This window comes from Aporhodopirellula sallentina SM41, from assembly GCF_000346505.1.
Taxonomy (GTDB): Bacteria; Planctomycetota; Planctomycetia; order Pirellulales; family Pirellulaceae; genus Rhodopirellula; species Rhodopirellula sallentina.
In genome coordinates this window covers 1-18,324 of record NZ_ANOH01000199.1, presented here as the reverse complement: position 1 = coordinate 18,324, position 18,324 = coordinate 1, and the positions used below count along the sequence as shown (strand labels likewise).

Here is an 18,324-nt window from a genome sequence, read left to right as displayed (position 1 = left end):
CAGTGGGATTGATCTCTTGCCCGCCCTCCCGAACGTATGGCCCAGCGGTTCGGTGAAAGGCCTACGTGCCCGAGGCGGATTCGAAGTCGACATCCAATGGAAAGACGGCCAACTGACCGAAGCCACCATTGAATCGCTCAGTGGGAATCCGGTAACGGTTCGCTACGGCGACGAAACTCGCGAGCTCACACTGTCCACAGGAGACCGTGCGACCTGGAGCGGGAAATGATGAAATTCGCATCGCACGAACCCTTCAGGACTGCGTCGCAATCAGTCGCATGGCAGGTGTACTGCTACGGCGTTTTGCTTCTGTCTACGGCAGTCGTGCATGCGGCCCCTCCGGACACGAAGTCGAAACCGCTGCAGCTTTGGTGTTCCCAGCCGGCCGGTCAGTGGAGTGAAGCACTGCCGATCGGCAACGGAAGACTCGGAGCGATGGTTTTCGGCGGCGTCGACCAGGAACACCTCCAACTCAACGAAGACACGCTTTGGAGCGGTGTGCCCCATTGCTACGACAACCCGGACGCGTATCAGCATCTCGGCACCGTCCGGAAACTGCTCGCCGAAGGCAAGTACGAAGAAGCGGAAGCCAACGCCCAGAAGATGCTGGGTGTTCCCAAATACCAGCAGGCATACATGCCTCTGGGTGACCTCTTTCTCGACTTTGGCGATCACGGCACACCTCGCGACTATCGCCGCACACTGGATTTGGAAACAGCCGTCAGTGCGGTTTCCTACCGCATCGGAAACGTGGGCTTCACACGAAAAGTCTTCGCGTCTCATCCAGACCAGTCCATCGTGATCCGGCTCGAGTGCGACACACCCGGCCAGATCCATTTTGAGCTCTCGATAACGAGCCCTCATCGGTTTCAAACTCGAGCCCCATCAAAGGAAGCTCTGCGTTTAACCGGAACCGTCGTTCCCACCACCGAACAAGGCAAAAGTCCGTCGCGACGCCTAATCGGTCCGTGGGAAGGCGACGGAATGAAGTTCGCCGCGCACGTTCGCGTGTTGCCCGAAAACGGTGAAGCGATCGCCCATCACGATAAGATTTCCGTCCGAAACGCCGACGCCGTCACGTTGATTTACACCGCGGCGACGAGTTATATCGACGCAAACAACATCGATGCAGACCCGGCCAAGCGAATCGACAATGTGCTTCAGAACACTCGTGACAAATCCTACGCCGAACTTTTGCAGCGACACGTTCACGACTACCGCGAACTGTTTGATCGTGTCGCGATCCATTTGGGCGGCACGGAATCCAATGCGGACATTCCAACCGACCAACGCATCCGCCGCGTGACCGCAGACCGCCGCGTGACAAAAGGCAGTCGCGACCCGAAAATCGCGGAACTCGTTTTTCAATACGGTCGCTATTTGATGATCTCCGGTTCGCGTCCCGGAACTCAACCGCTAAACCTTCAAGGGATCTGGAACAACGAACGACATCCACCTTGGGGCAGCAAGTACACGATCAACATCAACACCGAAATGAACTACTGGTGCGCTGAGGTTGCCAACCTGAGCGAATGCCACGAACCGCTGCTCCGCATGGTCAGTGAGCTACCAACGCCGGGTGCTAACACGGCTCGCGTCCATTACCGGGCCAATGGTTGGGTCGCTCATCACAACACCGACATTTGGCGTGGCACTGCTCCGGTCGACGGGGCGCAGTGGGGCATTTGGCCGATGGGTGGAGCGTGGCTGTGCGAGCATTTGTGGCAACATTACCTCTACACGCTCGACGAAAGCCACCTCGCAAAATCCTATCCCGTGATGAAAGGGGCCGCGGAGTTCTTTCTCGATACGCTGATCGAAAACGAAGACGGATTTTTGATCACGTCTCCGTCGCTCTCGCCCGAACACAGCCACGGCGGCGGCACCAAGGATGGCTTGAGCGTCGGACGCGCCGGCACCTCGCTTTGCGCGGGACCGACCATTGATCAGCAGATCCTGCGTGACCTCTTTGCCAACTGCATCGACGCGGCGGAAGTGCTGGACATTGACGAGGACTTCCGAACGCGGCTCGTCCAGGCTCGCTCTGGCTTGCAACCGATGAAGATTGGTCGGCACGGTCAGCTTCAAGAATGGTTAGTGGACTGGGACAATCCCAACGATCAACACTCCCATGTTTCGCACCTGTACGGACTCTTTCCGAGCAGTCAGATCAACCCTCGCGACACCCCCGAACTGTTGGAAGCGGCAAAGACCTCGCTGACCCAACGAGGGGACACTGGTGGTTGGCCGGGCGCGTGGAGGGTATCGCTGTGGGCACGCATCGGCGATGGCGATCACGCTCACAACGTGCTCTACCGCCACGTCCTGCCGAGGTTCACCACTAATCTGTTCAGCCAAGGCAGTGTTTACCAAATCGATGCCAACTTCGGGGCGACCGCAGGCATCGCCGAGATGCTATTGCAAAGCCATTTGACGGACAGCGACGGCAACCGAATCCTCCACTTGCTGCCGGCATTACCCGCCGCGTGGCCGGACGGTTCTGTCCGTGGATTGCGCGCCCGCGGGGGATTCGAAGTCGACCTGGCGTGGGAAGACGGCGAACTGACGGACGTTCACCTTCGTTCGCGCGGCGGCGAGATTGTGAACGTCCGCTATCGAGACCGCACCGAAACGATGAAAATCGGGGCGGGTGATCGTCGTCTTGATGGGTTGCCGTAGCGGCGGAATCGTCGAAGAAATGCGTGACATAGTCGCCACCTATTTGCCCTTGGTAGTAGGCCGATATCCATCGGCTCACCACTACTTATCTCTGCGCGAAAGGTGTCACTGTGTCTCGAAAGCGATCAACTACGCGGCGTCGGTTACGTACCGAATCTCTCGAAACTCGGCAATTGCTAGCTGCCAACGTCTTTCATAATGAGTTAATGCCCGAGGACGTCAACGAGGACGGTCAAGTCTCGTCGCTCGACGCACTGACGATCATCAACGAACTCAATCGGCAAACGCAAGGCGATCAATCCGTCAACAACCAGGCAGACGGTCGGGGACGCATGACGGACGTCAACAACGACGGCCGCAACACTGAGTTAGACGCGCTGATGGTCATCAACCGCCTCAACCGAGGCGACAACGACCTGAACGATCGCAACCCGACAAACGAACTTCCCGATAACAACGGACAAGACGGAGACCGCGACAACGATCGAAACCAGGACGAGAATGTCGATAACGATGAAGTCGAAAATGAAAACTCGGATGTCGTGTTGGCGTGGAACGATTTGTTCGGCGAGATCCTCGCTGACACCGACGGGTCACTGCAAACTCCCGGTTATGCGTCGCGTTCGATGGCGATGCTCAACCTCGCGATTTATGACGCGGTCGGGATCGCGACCAACGCAGACGACGCGGACACGTTCTACGACTACCCGATCGACCTGAGCGGCAACACGGGACTGTCCGCCGAAGTCGCCGCGTCTCAAGCTGCGTACACAGTGTTGAGCAGTTTGTACCCCGACCAACAGGAGGCACTCGATGCGTTCCTCGAAACGAGCCTCGACGGAACACAGTCCGATCGAACCACCGAGGCGAGTGTGGCTCTGGGGAGCGAAATCGGCAACACGATTCTGGCGATACGTGCCAACGACGGTTCGCAGATCGACGGCACCTACGAATACACCGAAGAGATTGGCTACTTCAAAGCCGACCCGCTCAATCCGGACGTGCCTGCCTGGGGGCCATCATGGGGCAACGTCGACACGTTCGCGATCGACTCGGTCGATGAATTTTCACCGGCCTCTCCACCTGACCTGACCAGCGAGGAATACGCGGAGTCCTACAACGAGGTCCTGGAACTGGGTTCGCTCGACAGCGAAGTCCGAACCGCCGACCAAACCGAAGCCGGTATTTTCTGGGCCTATGATCGCGAAGGGTTGGGAACGCCACTGGCGCTCTTCAACGATGTGCTGTTGCAGGTTGCCGAGCAACAAGGCAACTCGATGGAAGAGAACGCCGCCTTGTTCGCTCAAGCCTCCGTGGCAATGGCCGACGCAGCGATCGTGGCGTGGGACACCAAATTCAGCGAAGAGTTCTGGCGTCCCGTCACCGCGATCCATGCTGGTGACGACGACGGCAACGACCTGACCGAAGGCGATGCCGACTGGGTCGCATTGGGTGCCCCCAACGGTGAAGACCTCACCGGGTTCACACCACAGTTCCCAACATACATTTCCGGTCATGCGACGTTCGGCGGTGCTCTGTTTGCATCACTGCAGGAATTCTATGGCACCGATGACATTGCGTTTGACCTTGTTTCGGAGGAGCTCGAAATCCTGTTGGAAGACCCGGAACTGCAGGAAGCCTACGGGCTCGACCTCGACGATGCGGTTCGTTCGTTTGATTCGTTCAGTGAAGCGATGGCAGAGAACGGTCGCAGCCGGGTCTACCTCGGTATCCACTTTGATTTCGACGATACCGTTGGCCAAGAAGTCGGCAGCGCGATCGCCGCGAGCGTGGCAGCAGACTTCGCGGTTGCCTCTACCGACGACTCGACCGGCAACAATCAGAACGACCGAGACCGCAACGACGGACGCAACGATGGCAACAATGACCGTGACCGCAACGATCGCTTCGCAGCCATCGATGCTGCGTTGACGGACACTCGTTTCTAACGAAGCGATTGCGAACAGGTGCCAATCACATCAACGCAGTTGTCGTCGGCGATTGACAGCATCTCCCCGGTCACTCGTCAAAAGGCACTATCGGTTTGATGACGGCGGCGAGCCCTTCGGGTGTGATCGCCGTCTCTTCGCAACCGATGTACTGGAGAAACGGCAACTCGCTCAGGTGCTTGATCCCTTGATCGGTGACCTGAGTTTGATCAAGACCGATCCCGGTGAGCAGTCGCAAGTTTTTCAGAGCGGAGAGATCGTCGTCCTGGATGCGGGTTCCCGCAAATTGGATTTGCATCAAATTCGGCAACCCTTCAAGATACGACAGCAGTGCGGGATCGAACGTTTCGGTTGTGAACTCAACGGCAAAGATCGGCTGGTTTTCGCCGTGCCGCAACATTCGCACGCCCGCTTTCTGCAACTCGAACTTGGAACGTCGACTTTCGTAGCCCACTCCACTGATATCGGGAGGATGGTTCCAGGAAGCAAGGTTTTCCATTTCATCGGCGAAACTCTCAATGGGTACCCCTGAAAAGAAAGCGTCTCGGTTGATCGGCTTGGCTCGATGCTCTGCGTCCAACACATAGAACGCATCATTCAACCAAGGCCGAGGATCGGCGAGGTGCAGTTTATCGCCAGGCTGAGCCACTTGCCGAAAGTAGTTACGAATCGTTCGTCGCTCTTTCGGAAAAGGGACACGCAACTCTCCCCATCCTTCGATCGGGAGTGTGCCGACTGGCGTCGTGATCAGGCCCTGCGGGATCGATGCCGAGTACAGCACCCCGGAAAAACCGTGATCGACGTAGCCACCATAAAACCCGATCGGAGCGATCAGAGCGACCGCACAGACGGCTTTTTCCCACGCACGAACCGGACGCCAAGACTCCGTCGTTCGCATCACCCAGGTCCCGATCACGGCAACCGAAAGGTTCCAAGGCAAGACACTCTCGTTCCAGTTCAACACGAAAGGTGAAATCGTCAACGCGATCCCCAGGTGCATCATCAAACACGCCGGCGCCGCCCATCGAGGACGAAAGATCGCGAGCACCCCGGCGGCCAGTTCGACAATGGCGACCGTTAACGCGAATCCGAGATAGCTCGAATCGGCGTCAAAACCACTGCGGGCAACCAACCAGTGCGATGCGAAACCGAACCAATCCGGTGAAATCAGTTTGTGCAGCCCCGCCCACACCCACGTCGACACCAACGACCAACGGGCGACGCGGTGTCCGACGTCTGACACGCAGGCAGTCATCAAAACCGCGATCGAAAAGAATTGCGGTTGCAAACGAAATTGATCGAATATCGCCGCAACCACGAGCAGCCCCCAATGGACCGTCAGCCCTCCGCGTGGACGAATCAAAATCCCAACGAGCGAAGCAATCAGCAACCACCCAAACGAAAACTGAGGCACGTCAAAAGTGGGTAAATGCGGAGGCGCAACGCGGGTTTGCCAGAGCGGCCAGGTGATCGCGATTGTGACGCACTGACAAAACACCCCCACGACGAGCAGACTGTAATTGGCCTGCCCAATCCGTGCGGACGCGTCGCCGAAAACCGTCTGCCAAAACGAAGTGTCACGCTCTGCAGGATTCCTAGTCGCCGATGACACAACTTTCGCCTTCCACGATCCGTTGGAAGTGTGCGATCGCATCGGCGTCCCCCATCCTCACGAGATTCTCGCGCAGAATCACGTTCTCCATCGCGAGGATAAACCGTTCGTACTTAACGCGTTTCTCTCGATCACTCATCTCGGTGGATTCTCCATCGGCGAGTTCCCGGTAACGCGAGTATTCCGGATGGCTCTCGACCGCATGAACAAAGTCGGCGCTTCGCGTGGTCAACAAATCCACCGCGACCGGATTTAACAAGTTCGCCAGCTCAGGCCAGCGGCTTTTTAAACTCGACGCGATTTGCCGTCGCAACCGATCCGCCGGTGTTTCGCTGCGTCCGCGAAAACGACCACGCCGCTGCGACCGTCGCGGATTCTTCAACCGATCTGCTTGGGCGAGCCGATCCTGGCCCGACAATTCGAGTTGTTCCGACAAACCTTCGAGCACCGCACGGTCTGCCGGTGTGGCTAGCCGCAGAACTTCGTCGTAGTCCAAATCACGCGGCAGCAGGTCAGGGTTCTGGTTGCTTTCGAACCGACTTTCGATCGACAAGAACTCGCTCGATGTGCTGATCGGTAAATCAATCGTATCACTCGAAAGAAGCGTGTACGCGTGAGCTTCGTCAAACGAAACATGACCATCACCGTTGTAATCGGGCAGTTCGACCGGTTGATTCAAACGGTTGTGTCCGGCGATCGCTTCCCAGAAGTACGTGCTGTATTCGACATAGGTGGACTCGTCGACGTCCGGCGTGCAACCTGCGGCGGGACGATCGTGCACCGTCGCAAAGAAACCGCATCGTGATTGCTTTGACAATCCTTGGTCCGGGTCACCTTCGTTGTAGACGAACCTCGCAAACCCACCGGCATGACACTGCACCATGACCGCAATGACGCGAACACCTTCGGGCAGTTCGTCGAGCATCTCGACCAACTCGGTCACTTCGAGTCGCTCGTTATTCCACAGTGAAATCGACGTGTTGTAGGGCTGGCTTCGCGAACGACTGCCGTTGCCATGAGAGGTCACGTAAAGAAACAGCCGATCGTTGTCCTGCATCGACGGCCCTACCGATTCAAACCAACGCCGGATGTTCGCAACACTGGTCGCTCCACTCACGTCGGGCACCCGGTGGTTGCGATACGACAACCCGAGGTCCGTTTGGCTGCCGAAAAACTCAGCCATCAACTGGTTCGCGGTTGGGATCGATTTACGATCGATCACCTGCAAGTCGGCACGCGGTTTATCACCGTCGGCAAAGAAAACCGTTTGTCGATCCGTGGGGATGTTCTTTTCCTCAAGCACCCGTTGCGAAAAAATGACGTTCCGTTCGAGCGAAGCCTGATTGCCCGACGGTGCGTACCCGCCCCCGATCGTTAGATAGTAGTCATCGCCCGAACAGTTTGCCGCGGTCATCGCCAACAGCAAGGATCCAACAATGAGACGCGGTGGTCGAGAACGAGGCAGTCGAAAGCTAGGCATCAATGGGGACTCATCCATTCGTGGAAGTTTCATCTCGTGGCGGGCGGTTCACAGCACTCGCCCCATCCGAAAACCAATCACCGGATCAGCGGCCGACGCGATTCGTGCGTAAAAAGTCGGGGCTACCGTCAGACGGCGAATCGATTCACCGTGGTTTTCGGTCAGGTTCCCAAGGTATAACCCTTCGGTGCGACAAAAGTTGCAGGGGGCCCCCACGCCGAGCCGAAGTTTTCGGTGATCGAGCGACTACAGCGACAAAATTCGAATATTTCGGTACCACGCTTCGGCGGGCGGGCCGCTGTGGATTTGCAAACCGATCACACCGAATCGTGGGATCTCAGGATCCGTTTCGGTGTACTGAATCGTTCGATGACCGTCGAGAAAAATCTCGATCTGCTCTTTTTTGCAAACGATCCGCATGGGCACCCACTGCGATTCGGGCACACCCGGCTCGCCGGTTGCGTCTTCGGCGTCGTTCTCCGGTTGCGTTTGCGACCACTGCACCTCGAACGGCGTGTCTGGCTCGACGAGCATCTTCCGCCGGCGGGATTCGTCGTAGAGTGCTCCCCAAACGGATCGTCCCCAGGCGTTTCCCATGTCGGCTTGGTAGCCGATCACTTCGTTGGCAGGAATTTTGTCGCTCGACCGCGGCCGCCGCGAACGAAACTGCACGCCGGCATTGGGATTCGTCCCCCGCATGCGAACCTCCATCCGCAAATCGAAGTCACCAAAGGTCTCGGTCGTGCAAAGGAATTGATTTTCGGGAATCCGTTCGCTCAAACGCCCCGCCACGACCGCGTTCCCCTCGGTATGAAACCAATAGGCGTTGCCTTCCCATCCTGCCAAAACGGTCCCGTCGAACAGTGGGCGTGACCGGAGCGAGAATTCCTTGTCGGACACCTCGCTCAACAGTGAACGATCGTTCCCCGGTCCGGGTTCGTCTGACTCGGAACGCTCCTGTGCGAGAGCGGGAGAAGAAATCGTCAACAGGAATGCGGTGAAAACGGCAAACCGGCCAGTCAAACGCTTCATTTTTGCCTCATCTTTGTTGATATCGAATTAGCGATCATACTCTGGGGTCACCCGTCATATCGTTTCCCCCATTCTGAAAAAACGAAACCTACCGATTTTCACATGAGCACCACCCCCGAAACCGACCAGAGCGTTCTCAACAAATACAGCCGGCACGTGACCCAGCCCAAGAGCCAAGGTGCTTCGCAGGCGATGCTGTACGCGACCGGCATGAGCCCCGAAGACATGAACAAGCCTCAGGTCGGCATCGGCAGCATGTGGTATGAGGGGAACAGTTGCAACATGCACCTGCTCGATCTCGCCGCAGAGGTTCGCAAAGGCGTCGTCGACGCGGGCTTGGTCGGCATGCGTTTCAACACGATCGGCGTCAGCGACGGTATCTCGATGGGCACCGACGGGATGAGTTTCTCGTTGCAGAGTCGCGACCTGATCGCCGATTCGATCGAAACCATCATGGGTGCCCAGTGGTACGACGCCCTGATCACATTGCCAGGCTGTGACAAGAACATGCCGGGTTGCTTGATCGCGATGGGACGCCTGAACCGTCCTTCGATCATGGTCTATGGCGGCACGATCAAACCGGGACACTACAAAGATCAAAAACTCGACATTGTCAGCGCGTTCCAGTGTTACGGGCAGTTCATCTCGGGACAGATCAGCGAAGAAGAACGCACCGAAATCGTTCGTCGCAGCTGCCCGGGTGCGGGAGCATGCGGCGGGATGTACACCGCCAATACGATGGCAACCGCGATCGAAGCCCTCGGCATGGCGCTGCCGTACTCGGCCAGTATTCCCGCAGAGAACGACGAAAAGAAAGACGAGTGTCACCGAGCCGGCAAGGCAATTTTGAACCTGCTCGAAAAAGACATCAAACCTCGCGACATCATGACCCGCGAAGCGTTCGAAGACGCAATGGTGACGCTAATGGCTCTCGGTGGCAGCACCAACGCGGTGTTGCACTTGATCGCGATGGCTCGCGCCGTTGACGTTCCACTGACGATCGAAGATTTCCAGAAGGTCAGCGATCGGACACCTTACCTCGCCGACCTCAAACCGAGCGGCGCGTTCGTGCAAGAAGACCTGCACAGCGTCGGTGGAACTCCCGCGGTCATGAAGTATCTGCTCGAGCAAGGTTTGATTCGCGGGGGCCACATGACCGTCACCGGCAAAACGCTCGCCGAGAACCTTCAAGAGCTGCCTTCGCTCAAAGAGGGACAGACGATTGTTTCGACGATCGACGCACCGATCAAGAAGAGCGGTCACATTCGCATCCTTCGCGGATCGCTCGCTCCCGAAGGCGCGGTGGCAAAGATCACCGGGAAAGAAGGCCTGCGGTTCTCCGGCCCGGCTCGCGTCTTCGACAGTGAAGAGGACATGCTCGCGGCACTCGAGCAAAACAAGATTCAAAAAGGTGACGTTGTTGTCATCCGCTACGAAGGCCCCAAGGGTGGCCCGGGCATGCCGGAAATGTTGACCCCGACGAGTGCCATCATGGGTGCCGGTTTGGGCGGCGACGTCGCGTTGCTGACCGACGGACGTTTCAGCGGCGGCAGCCACGGATTCATCGTCGGCCACATCACCCCGGAAGCCCAGGTGGGCGGGCCGATCGGCCTGATCTGCGACGGTGACATCGTGACCATCGACGCGGAAACGAACTCGCTCGATGTCGAGGTCGACGCCTCCGAACTGGATACCCGCCGCAAGGCCTGGACCGCACCGCCGCTGAAGGCCACCCGCGGAACGCTCTACAAATACATCAAATGTGTTAAGAGCGCCTCGGAAGGCTGCGTCACCGACGAATAGGTCGCACACGCGCTGGAAGTTTGCGTGGCCCGATTGATTTCGGGCCCCAAACGCAGCCATTTACCGACCCCAGCCCGAAACATGATCTTGATTCACTAGCCCGCAGCGCAACGGGCTGTTGATTTATTCGTTTAACGGCAATACCGTTCAATTTTCGTTTAACCCGTGCCCGAAGGTAGGTTGTGTTCCGTCAAGCGTCGCCTACGGCTACCGGTTAAACGAAAATAAGGTTGACTCTTGATTAATTCAACAAGCCGGCAAGCAAGGGATCACAGGCGACCACTCACTTACGCGTCGAGCTGGTACCTCATCCTTGATCCTTCGGTTTTCGGCTAAATCAACAACCCGGAAAGGGTTGGGGCATCGTCCAACGCGAGACGGTTGAAACATGAGCATCAGCAGCGAGTTTTCGTTGCCGATCTCGCTCCCGCATCGGAATCCACCTCCGAGTGGCGAGTGAATCGGGTTAAGCTGAGCGTTCTTGTTCTTGGCTCGTCCCTCCCGTGCTCCACTGATTGCTGCCGCCCATGCACCTTGTCCACCGAATGCTTTGGCGCGCCGCGGCGATTTTTCTCTTGGGCGCAGGCATCTTTTCATTGCCAGCCACGGCCGCCGAGCGAATGATCGACGCGTTCCCGCAGTCGGCATCGAGCGGCTGCATGGCTTGCCACGGCGAGATCGAACTGATCCGCGAAGCCGGCAGTGAAATGATGCAGCAGATCATCGCCCTGGGAACAGAACGCGGTGACCCCGCCGGATGTGTTGTCTGCCACGGTGGCGATCCGAACGAACGTGTTGATAAACAACTCGCACACGGCGGCGAGGATCCCGATGCGTTCTATCTCGATCCTGGATCCCCATGGGTCAACGATCAAACGTGCGGAACCTGCCACCCCAAACACGTCGAGGTGCAGTGGCGCAGTTTGATGATGACCGAGGCGGGGAAGATTCAGGGTGTGTGCTGGGCGTTCGGTGGTCTGACCGGCTATGAGCATAAGTTCGGCAACTACGCCGTTGAGAACCCTGCGGATCCGAATGACCGACTCGGAACCGACGCCTACAAGGCATACATGCAGAGGCTCAAGAAAATGGAGCCTCAGGTCTTCGTTGATCGTCACGAAGCATTGCCCGACGCGCTCGGATTCGATGAACTCGATCGTCTCGAAGAAGACCCGACGTTGGCTGCGTTTACCTACATTCGACAAGAGTGCCAACGCTGTCACCACGCCGTCAAAGGGCGACAGACGCGAGGCGATTATCGCGGGATGGGCTGCAGTTCCTGCCACGTTCCCTACGGCAACGAAGGGTTCTACGAAGGTGACGACAAAACGATCGACCGCGAAACTCCGGGGCACATGTTGGTTCACAGTATTCAGGGAACCCGCGAAGCCAAGGTTACCGTACACGACAAAACCTATTCCGGGATCCCAGTCGAAACCTGCACCACCTGTCACGACCGTGGCAAACGCATTGGCGTGTCGTTTCAAGGATTGATGGAAACACCCTACGAGTCTCCATTCTCCGCCGACGGCAGCGGACAACCGAAATTGCACTCCAAACACTACATCGCGATGGAGCAGGACGTTCACTATCAAAAGGGGATGACTTGCCAGGACTGCCACACGTCAATCGATGTGCACGGGGACGGCTTCCTCGCCGCCGCCAATCTCGGTGCGGTGCAGATCGAATGCAGCGATTGCCACGGAACTCCGGACGCCTACCCGTGGGATTTGCCGCTCGGGTTCATGGACGAGTTCGAGGAAGAATCCGCAACGGGCGAACCGCGTGGGTTGACAACACGGCTCGAGTCTCACACTTCGCAGGGCACTATTTATCCGCCCGGCGATGGTTATCTGTTGACCGCGCGTGGCAATCCTTACGGGAACGTCGTCCGCGACGGTGAAGACATCATCGTGCACACCGCCAACGGCAAAGACCTGCGAACACCAACGCTGAAGAAGATCAAAGACACAGGCAAACTCAGCCAGAACGGGCTCGTGGCGATGAGCGGTATCGCGAGTCACCTGCAGGAGATGGAATGCTACAGTTGCCACGCCTCGTGGACGCCCCAATGCTACGGGTGCCACGTCAAAATTGACTTCAGTCAAAAAGACAAATGCCCCGAATGCAACGAATCGAAAGCAAACTTCGATTGGGTCGCCGCGGGACGTCGGCATATGGAACCGGAACACCGCACCGACCGTGGCGAGTCGGACTACAAAGACCTGATGATCCCGGGAAAAATCACCGAACAACGCAGCTACCTGAGATGGGAACAACCGATGCTCGGCGTCAACGGTGAAGGCCGGGTCACACCGCTGGCACCCGGATGTCAACCGAGCGTCACGATTCTCGGTGCCGATGGCGAACCGATTCTAACGAACCACATTTTCAAAACCCCCGAGGGCACCGAAGGCGGCGGCAAAGACGGCCAACTCGCGATCGACATGTCGCCGACGCAGCCTCACACAATGACCAAGAACGCACGGAGTTGTGAATCGTGCCACACGTCCGAGAAGGCTCTCGGTTTCGGAATCGACGGCGGTCGCCCGACACGTCCCCCCGACCAACGCGTGACCGTTGACCTCGAAACCATCGACGGTGAAATCCTACCGCAGCGGACCACGCCGCAGATGGAACCGATCGAGCACCTGGCAGCCGATTGGTCACGGATCGTTGACGAAGAGGGCAATCAACTGCAAACGATCGGCCACCATTTTAAGCTGTCGCGTCCCCTGAACAATGAAGAGCGAGCGAGGATGAGTCGCCACGGTGCGTGCTTGTCTTGTCACCAAGAAATACCGACACAATCACTCGCGGTCAGTTTGCTGCATCACGTCGCACAGTACACCGGGCAAATGCCCGTCACGGCCGACCAACATAATTCTTTGGTTCATAAGATCGTTCTGATGAGCGCGTGGACCCAAGCGATCGCAATCATCGGCATCCCACTACTCTGCGCCGCGACCGCCCTTTGGTTCCGACGGCGACGAACCGCCTAGTGATGCGTCAAAGACTCGTTTTCGGGTAGTGAAACTCGCCAACGGTTTGTCGATTTATTCAAGAGTCAACCTGTTTTCGTTTAACCGGCAGCCGTAGGCGACGTGAAGTGGCAAGTAGGTCGCCTTTGGCGCCCGTTAAACAAATAAATCAACAGCCCGTTGGCGACTTTCGCTACGGCCTTGAACCCTCATTCTTGATCGTGACGCACTACTTGAGCATTTTGAACAACGAGCATGGGACGTAGGGCCCTTTCCCAATCTCGTTCCCGTCCCCGCTCAGGCTATCTCCGCGGGAGAACAGCACCGATGAGACGACGCGATGCCAGCCCAAGGCGTTGCATTGGGGCGGGCTAAGATGGGGCCGGCTAAGATAATGTGTGTACCGATATCACATTGTCGGCACCCGACACGACGTCACTTCCGCTGACAACGACCATTGTGTCGCCAACGGCAATGATGGAGTGACCGTCTTCGTTTTGGCCGCGTGCCCACTGTGTCACCTGTTCGATCAGATGATCCGTGTCTTCGATGTTTTCGCAGTAGATCGGTTCAATCCCCCAGAACAAATTCATCCGGCGGACCGATTCCAGGTGATCGCTGACTGCAACCGTTGGGATCAACGATCTCGTATTACTTTTCACCCAAGCGGTGCCGCCGCTGTGGGTCGCGATCGCGATCAGTTTGCTGCCGATTGCTTCGGCGACATCCATTCCCGCGCGGGTGATTGCTTGGGTGGTTCGATGCGATTCGTCGATGCAACCATTGGGCAACTGCAATGTGTCGAGTAATCGCTCTTCAGTCTTCCGCATGATGCGGTTCATCGTGGCGACGCTCTCGCGAGGGAAGTCACCGATCGCGGTCTCACCACTGAGCATGCATGCGTCGGTTCCGTCCATGACCGCATTGGCCACGTCGGACGCTTCGGCTCGCGTCGGGCGGGTGCTGTGGTGCATCGATTCGAGCATTTGGGTAGCGACGATCACCGGTTTCATCAGTCGTTTGCACGTCGCAATGATTCGCTTTTGTGCGACCGGCGTTTCGGCGACATCGATCTCCACACCGAGATCCCCGCGGGCGACCATGATCCCGTCGGCTTCCTCGACAATTCGATCGAGGTTGTGCAGGGCTTCGGGTTTTTCAATCTTGGCGATCACCAAAGCGTGGCATTCATAGCTATTGAGCAGGTCTTTCAAACTACGGACGTCTTCGTGAGTGCGGACAAACGAGAGACTGATGAAATCAATCTCGTTTTTGGCCGCCCAGATCGCCGTTTCAATGTCCGACGGCAACATTGCCGCGACGGACAGTTTGACTCCGGGAAGGTTGATCCCCTGACGACTGCGGATTTCACCGGCGGCCACCACAACACATTCGGCCCGAGACGAGGTGACCTTTTGCACCTGCAGCGAAACCGTTCCGTCGGCCAACATCACCCGGTCGCCCGGTTCGAGTTCGTCGATCAGCCGCGGATAGGTGCTGGTCAGTTCGCCCTCGTTGACGACATCGGTGCCGCGGACGAAAGCAAACTTCGCCCCGAGTTGACAATACAACGGTTCGACGGGAAGAGCGCCCAGACGAATCTTCGGGCCGGCCAAATCCATCAAGACGCCGACAGGAAACCCGGTCCGCGTGGACGCCTCGCGGATGTTCGCGAGCTTTTCGGCGTGCTGCTCGATCGTGCCGTGGGCGCTGTTGATTCGAAAGACATCGACACCTTCCTCAATCAGAGCGGAGAGTTGCTCGACACTGTCACACGCCGGGCCAACGGTGGCAACAATTTTAGTGCGGGCTTCGTTCAATCGAGGACGTGGCATAAAACAAGACTCTTGGGGAAATAAAGTTCCGACGATCGGCAACTTGTCGTGACCTTCGAAATGAGCAATGTAGCGGATGCCCCTTCGCTTGCTAAGCAACTGAGGAAACACTCTCGATGGCGACTCATCAAACGTCGACAACGCCCCCCGCCGCAATGGTCAGCGGCGGTTCATCTGGCCTTGGGCTAACGATTGCGCAAACACTGCTCGCACAAGGCTATTCCGTGTCGATCCTTGGACGGGACGCGGGACGTTTGGATGCCGCGCATGAAAAACTCGTTAAGACGGGCGCCGCCCCACAGCGCGTGATCACAGTGACCGCCGATGCAACGTCTTCCCAAGACACGCTCAAGGCGGTGGAGTTGCACCTGGAGTCGTTCGATCGTCTCGACGCACTCGTCAACGTGGTCGGCCAGAGTGATCGTGGACGAATCGAAGACCTTGACGCACAGAAGCTCCGCGAACTGTTCGATGCCAACGTGATCAGCGCTCTGCAGTGCAGCCAAGCATGCCTGCCCGCCCTGCGTCAAACGCGCGGAGCGATCGTCAACATCGGTTCGCTCGCCTCTCGTGTCGCTCCGCGGTTCCTCGGCGGTTACGTGATCGTCAAACACGCGTTGGCCGGCATGACGCGGCAGATGCGGATGGAATGCGAAGCCGACGGTGTCCATGTCGGCCTAGTTTGCCCGGGCCCGATCGCAGGAAAACACGCACCAAACCGATACGGCGTCGATGAGGAATCCAACGTCCCCGCCGACGCCGCCGCACCGGGTGGCGGTGCCAAACTGCAGCTTCTCGACCCGGTCGATGTCGCCCAAGCGGTCATCCGCTGCATCGTGAAACGTGAGATCGAAATCATCATGCCGCCGAAGACGCGATTGCTGATGGGCATCAACGCCGTATCACCCAAGCTGGCCGATTGGATCTTGAGCAAGAAGTCGTCGAAGTAAATTCTCGCAAAGAAGTTGATCGCGCGGTGTCCGATCCGGCCCACGATTTTGCATGGAAGGGGTAGCATGAAAATTACCCGACCGAGTCGTTACTCGGATGTCTCTTCTCGGACATCTTTCTCCGACGCGAAATCGGCTGATTCCAATCGATCCCATTTAAAAACGACGAGGCCATTGCGATGCGATTCTTCAAGACCTTTCTTCCGGTTACCGGCCTGATCCTCACCGCGGTGCTGAGCCTTTCGGCCGGTACCGTTTCGGCTCAAGACAAGGAAACGGCCAATAGCGAAAAAACGGTGACGTGGACCGAAGAGTCGCTGCAACAGAGCTACATAAACTTCCTGAAACAGGAAGGTTACTCGCCCCGCGTTGATGAGGACGGTGACGTCGCCTTCAAATTCGAAGGGCGCACCTACTACCTGCTGGTCTCCGCCGAAGATCCCAACTTGATGCGTTTGGCGTATCCCAATTTTTGGTCGATCGAAAATGAAGAAGAACGTCTCCGCGCCCAAGTCGCCGCGTTGAAGGCGACCAAGGACACGAAGGTGGCCAAGGTCTTCCTCACCGAGAAAAACACATGGGGAATCGTCAGTCTCTTCTTGGCCGACCCGGAAGCGTTCCACCCCGTATTCCCACGCTGCTTGTCAGCCCTGCGGCTGAGCGTCAACACGTTCGCCGACACGATGCGTGGGAACTAAACGCATTTTCCTTTAAAACGTCCCCCGCTCCCGAGTCTGGACTCGCCAGAGTTCAGACAGCTCACCACGACAATGCGTTACCCGAGTTCAGAATTCTTCCGAAGTCTGGCGACATCGGCGACGGGGGATTCGCAAGCTATCGTTCCAAATGAGCGAGCACCAAGGCGATGTCCGCCGGAGTGATCCCGCTGATCCGTTTCGCTTGAGCGAGGTTCAGCGGTCGAACTTTCATCAGCTTCTCGCGGGCTTCGTTTCGCAGCGGCGTGATCCGGTCATAGTCGAACGAGACCGGGATCCGTTTCTCGCTCATCCGCATTTGCTTGTCGACTTCCATTTGTTGCCGTTCGATGTAGCCGGCGTATTTGATGTCGATGCAACACTGCTCGGCGGCTTCCGGTTCGATCGCTCGCAGTTGTGGAACCCGTTCGCAGATCACATCCCACGTCACCTCGGGGCGCCGCAGATAGACGTCCGCGGGCACTTGTTCGACACGTGCCGATGAAAGCGTCTCGCGTCCGATCCGAATCTGTTCGAGTTTCTTTTCGAAACGTTCACGTCGCTCCGCGGAGATCAACCCGAGTTCATCCGCGGCCGGTGTCAGACGCCGATCCGCGTTGTCTTGACGCAGCAACAACCGGTATTCGGCTCGGCTGGTAAACATCCGATACGGCTCATCGGTTCCCGCCGTTACCAGATCGTCGACGAGCACGCCGAGATACGCGTCCTGGCGAGACGGCACCCAAGTCGACTGCCCGGCGACCTTGCGTGCGGCGTTGAAACCAGCAATCAAACCTTGCCCGGCAGCCTCTTCGTAGCCAGTCGTTCCGTTGATCTGGCCAGCCAGAAACAAACCACTGACACTTTTTGATTCCAGGTGCGGCCACAACTGTGTAGGGGGACAGTAATCGTATTCGACCGCGTAGCCATAACGCATGATTGACGCCTTCTCGAGCCCCGGGATCAACCGGAACATCGCGTCCTGAACGTCGCGCGGCAAACTCGTGGAGATTCCGTTGACGTAAACCTCGTGAGTTTGGCGTCCTTCGGGTTCGAGAAACAACTGGTGGCTGGACTTATCCGCAAAACGCACCACCTTGTCCTCGATCGACGGGCAGTAGCGTGGCCCTCGCGAATCGATCTGGCCGGTGTACATCGGCGCTCGAGACAGATTATTTCGAATCAACTCATGAACATCGTCGTTGGTGTGTGCGATGTGGCAGGGCAACTGTTCGATCTTGAGTTTGCCGGTGAGGTAACTGAACGGCTGCGGGTCGTCGTCGCCGGGTTGTTCTTCGACGCGTGAAT

Annotated in this window: 12 protein-coding genes; 7 read left to right on the top strand and 5 right to left on the bottom strand. The window is 57.6% G+C overall.

What is annotated here, in order from left to right:
- From RSSM_RS12955 to RSSM_RS12945, 3 genes are all read left to right on the top strand, one after another.
- Nucleotides 1-229 (top strand): glycoside hydrolase family 95-like protein (locus tag RSSM_RS12955; RefSeq protein ID WP_044302451.1); only part of this gene is annotated, 229 nt, incomplete at its 5' end.
- Entirely contained in the window at nt 226-2,679 is a 2,454-nt protein-coding gene (locus RSSM_RS12950; RefSeq protein ID WP_008679187.1) for a glycoside hydrolase family 95 protein, read from the top strand. The genes RSSM_RS12955 and RSSM_RS12950, both read left to right, overlap by 4 nt.
- Before the next feature lie 206 nt (nt 2,680-2,885).
- Nucleotides 2,886-4,628: a dockerin type I domain-containing protein gene (locus RSSM_RS12945; protein ID WP_008679185.1), complete on the top strand. Its 1,743-nt coding sequence runs from the start codon at nt 2,886-2,888 to the stop codon at nt 4,626-4,628.
- A 70-nt stretch (nt 4,629-4,698) separates the two neighbouring features.
- On the opposite strand, the gene RSSM_RS12940 is transcribed toward RSSM_RS12945, so the two are convergent.
- From RSSM_RS12940 to RSSM_RS12930, 3 genes are all read right to left on the bottom strand, one after another.
- Nucleotides 4,699-6,282: a hypothetical protein gene (locus RSSM_RS12940; protein WP_044302449.1), complete on the bottom strand. Its 1,584-nt coding sequence runs from the start codon at nt 6,280-6,282 to the stop codon at nt 4,699-4,701.
- Nucleotides 6,224-7,654: a caspase family protein gene (locus tag RSSM_RS12935; protein WP_144059773.1), complete on the bottom strand. Its 1,431-nt coding sequence runs from the start codon at nt 7,652-7,654 to the stop codon at nt 6,224-6,226. Before RSSM_RS12935 ends, RSSM_RS12940 begins: the two co-directional genes overlap by 59 nt.
- A gap of 312 nt (nt 7,655-7,966) precedes the next feature.
- On the bottom strand, nt 7,967-8,752 hold the full coding sequence (locus RSSM_RS12930) for a 3-keto-disaccharide hydrolase (RefSeq protein WP_008679175.1): 786 nt from the start codon (nt 8,750-8,752) through the stop codon (nt 7,967-7,969).
- Nucleotides 8,753-8,854: 102 nt separating this feature from the next.
- Here RSSM_RS12930 and ilvD point away from each other — a divergent pair, with 102 nt between their 5' ends.
- Nucleotides 8,855-10,555 carry a dihydroxy-acid dehydratase gene (gene ilvD / locus RSSM_RS12925; RefSeq protein ID WP_008679172.1) on the top strand — a complete coding sequence of 567 codons (1,701 nt, stop codon included), beginning with the start codon at nt 8,855-8,857 and terminating at the stop codon, nt 10,553-10,555.
- Nucleotides 10,556-11,130: 575 nt separating this feature from the next.
- A complete protein-coding gene (locus tag RSSM_RS12920) occupies nt 11,131-13,557 on the top strand; it encodes a multiheme c-type cytochrome (RefSeq protein ID WP_236621121.1) in 2,427 nt (808 codons plus the stop codon).
- 365 nt (nt 13,558-13,922) lie between these two features.
- Here RSSM_RS12920 and pyk read toward each other — a convergent pair whose 3' ends face one another.
- Nucleotides 13,923-15,371, bottom strand: coding sequence for a pyruvate kinase (gene pyk / locus RSSM_RS12915; protein ID WP_008679168.1), 1,449 nt, complete (start codon nt 15,369-15,371; stop codon nt 13,923-13,925).
- 116 nt (nt 15,372-15,487) lie between these two features.
- Here pyk and RSSM_RS12910 point away from each other — a divergent pair, with 116 nt between their 5' ends.
- A complete protein-coding gene (locus RSSM_RS12910) occupies nt 15,488-16,321 on the top strand; it encodes an SDR family NAD(P)-dependent oxidoreductase (RefSeq protein ID WP_044302447.1) in 834 nt (277 codons plus the stop codon).
- Nucleotides 16,322-16,500: 179 nt separating this feature from the next.
- Nucleotides 16,501-17,019 (top strand): hypothetical protein, encoded by a 519-nt coding sequence (locus RSSM_RS12905; RefSeq protein ID WP_008679164.1) that lies wholly within the window; start codon nt 16,501-16,503, stop codon nt 17,017-17,019.
- Nucleotides 17,020-17,155: 136 nt separating this feature from the next.
- Here RSSM_RS12905 and mnmG read toward each other — a convergent pair.
- On the bottom strand, nt 17,156-18,324 hold a 1,169-nt coding region (gene mnmG, locus RSSM_RS12900; protein ID WP_044302446.1), incomplete at its 5' end, for a tRNA uridine-5-carboxymethylaminomethyl(34) synthesis enzyme MnmG.

Coding starts and splice junctions, on each gene's coding strand:
- RSSM_RS12905 (WP_008679164.1), top strand. CDS start 16,501: ATGCGATTCTTCAAGACCTTTCTTCCGGTTACCGGCCTGATCCTCACC.
- ilvD (WP_008679172.1), top strand. CDS start 8,855: ATGAGCACCACCCCCGAAACCGACCAGAGCGTTCTCAACAAATACAGC.
- pyk (WP_008679168.1), bottom strand. CDS start 15,371: ATGCCACGTCCTCGATTGAACGAAGCCCGCACTAAAATTGTTGCCACC.
- RSSM_RS12940 (WP_044302449.1), bottom strand. CDS start 6,282: ATGCGATCGCACACTTCCAACGGATCGTGGAAGGCGAAAGTTGTGTCA.
- RSSM_RS12910 (WP_044302447.1), top strand. CDS start 15,488: ATGGCGACTCATCAAACGTCGACAACGCCCCCCGCCGCAATGGTCAGC.
- RSSM_RS12950 (WP_008679187.1), top strand. CDS start 226: ATGATGAAATTCGCATCGCACGAACCCTTCAGGACTGCGTCGCAATCA.
- RSSM_RS12935 (WP_144059773.1), bottom strand. CDS start 7,654: ATGACCGCGGCAAACTGTTCGGGCGATGACTACTATCTAACGATCGGG.
- RSSM_RS12930 (WP_008679175.1), bottom strand. CDS start 8,752: ATGAAGCGTTTGACTGGCCGGTTTGCCGTTTTCACCGCATTCCTGTTG.
- RSSM_RS12945 (WP_008679185.1), top strand. CDS start 2,886: ATGCCCGAGGACGTCAACGAGGACGGTCAAGTCTCGTCGCTCGACGCA.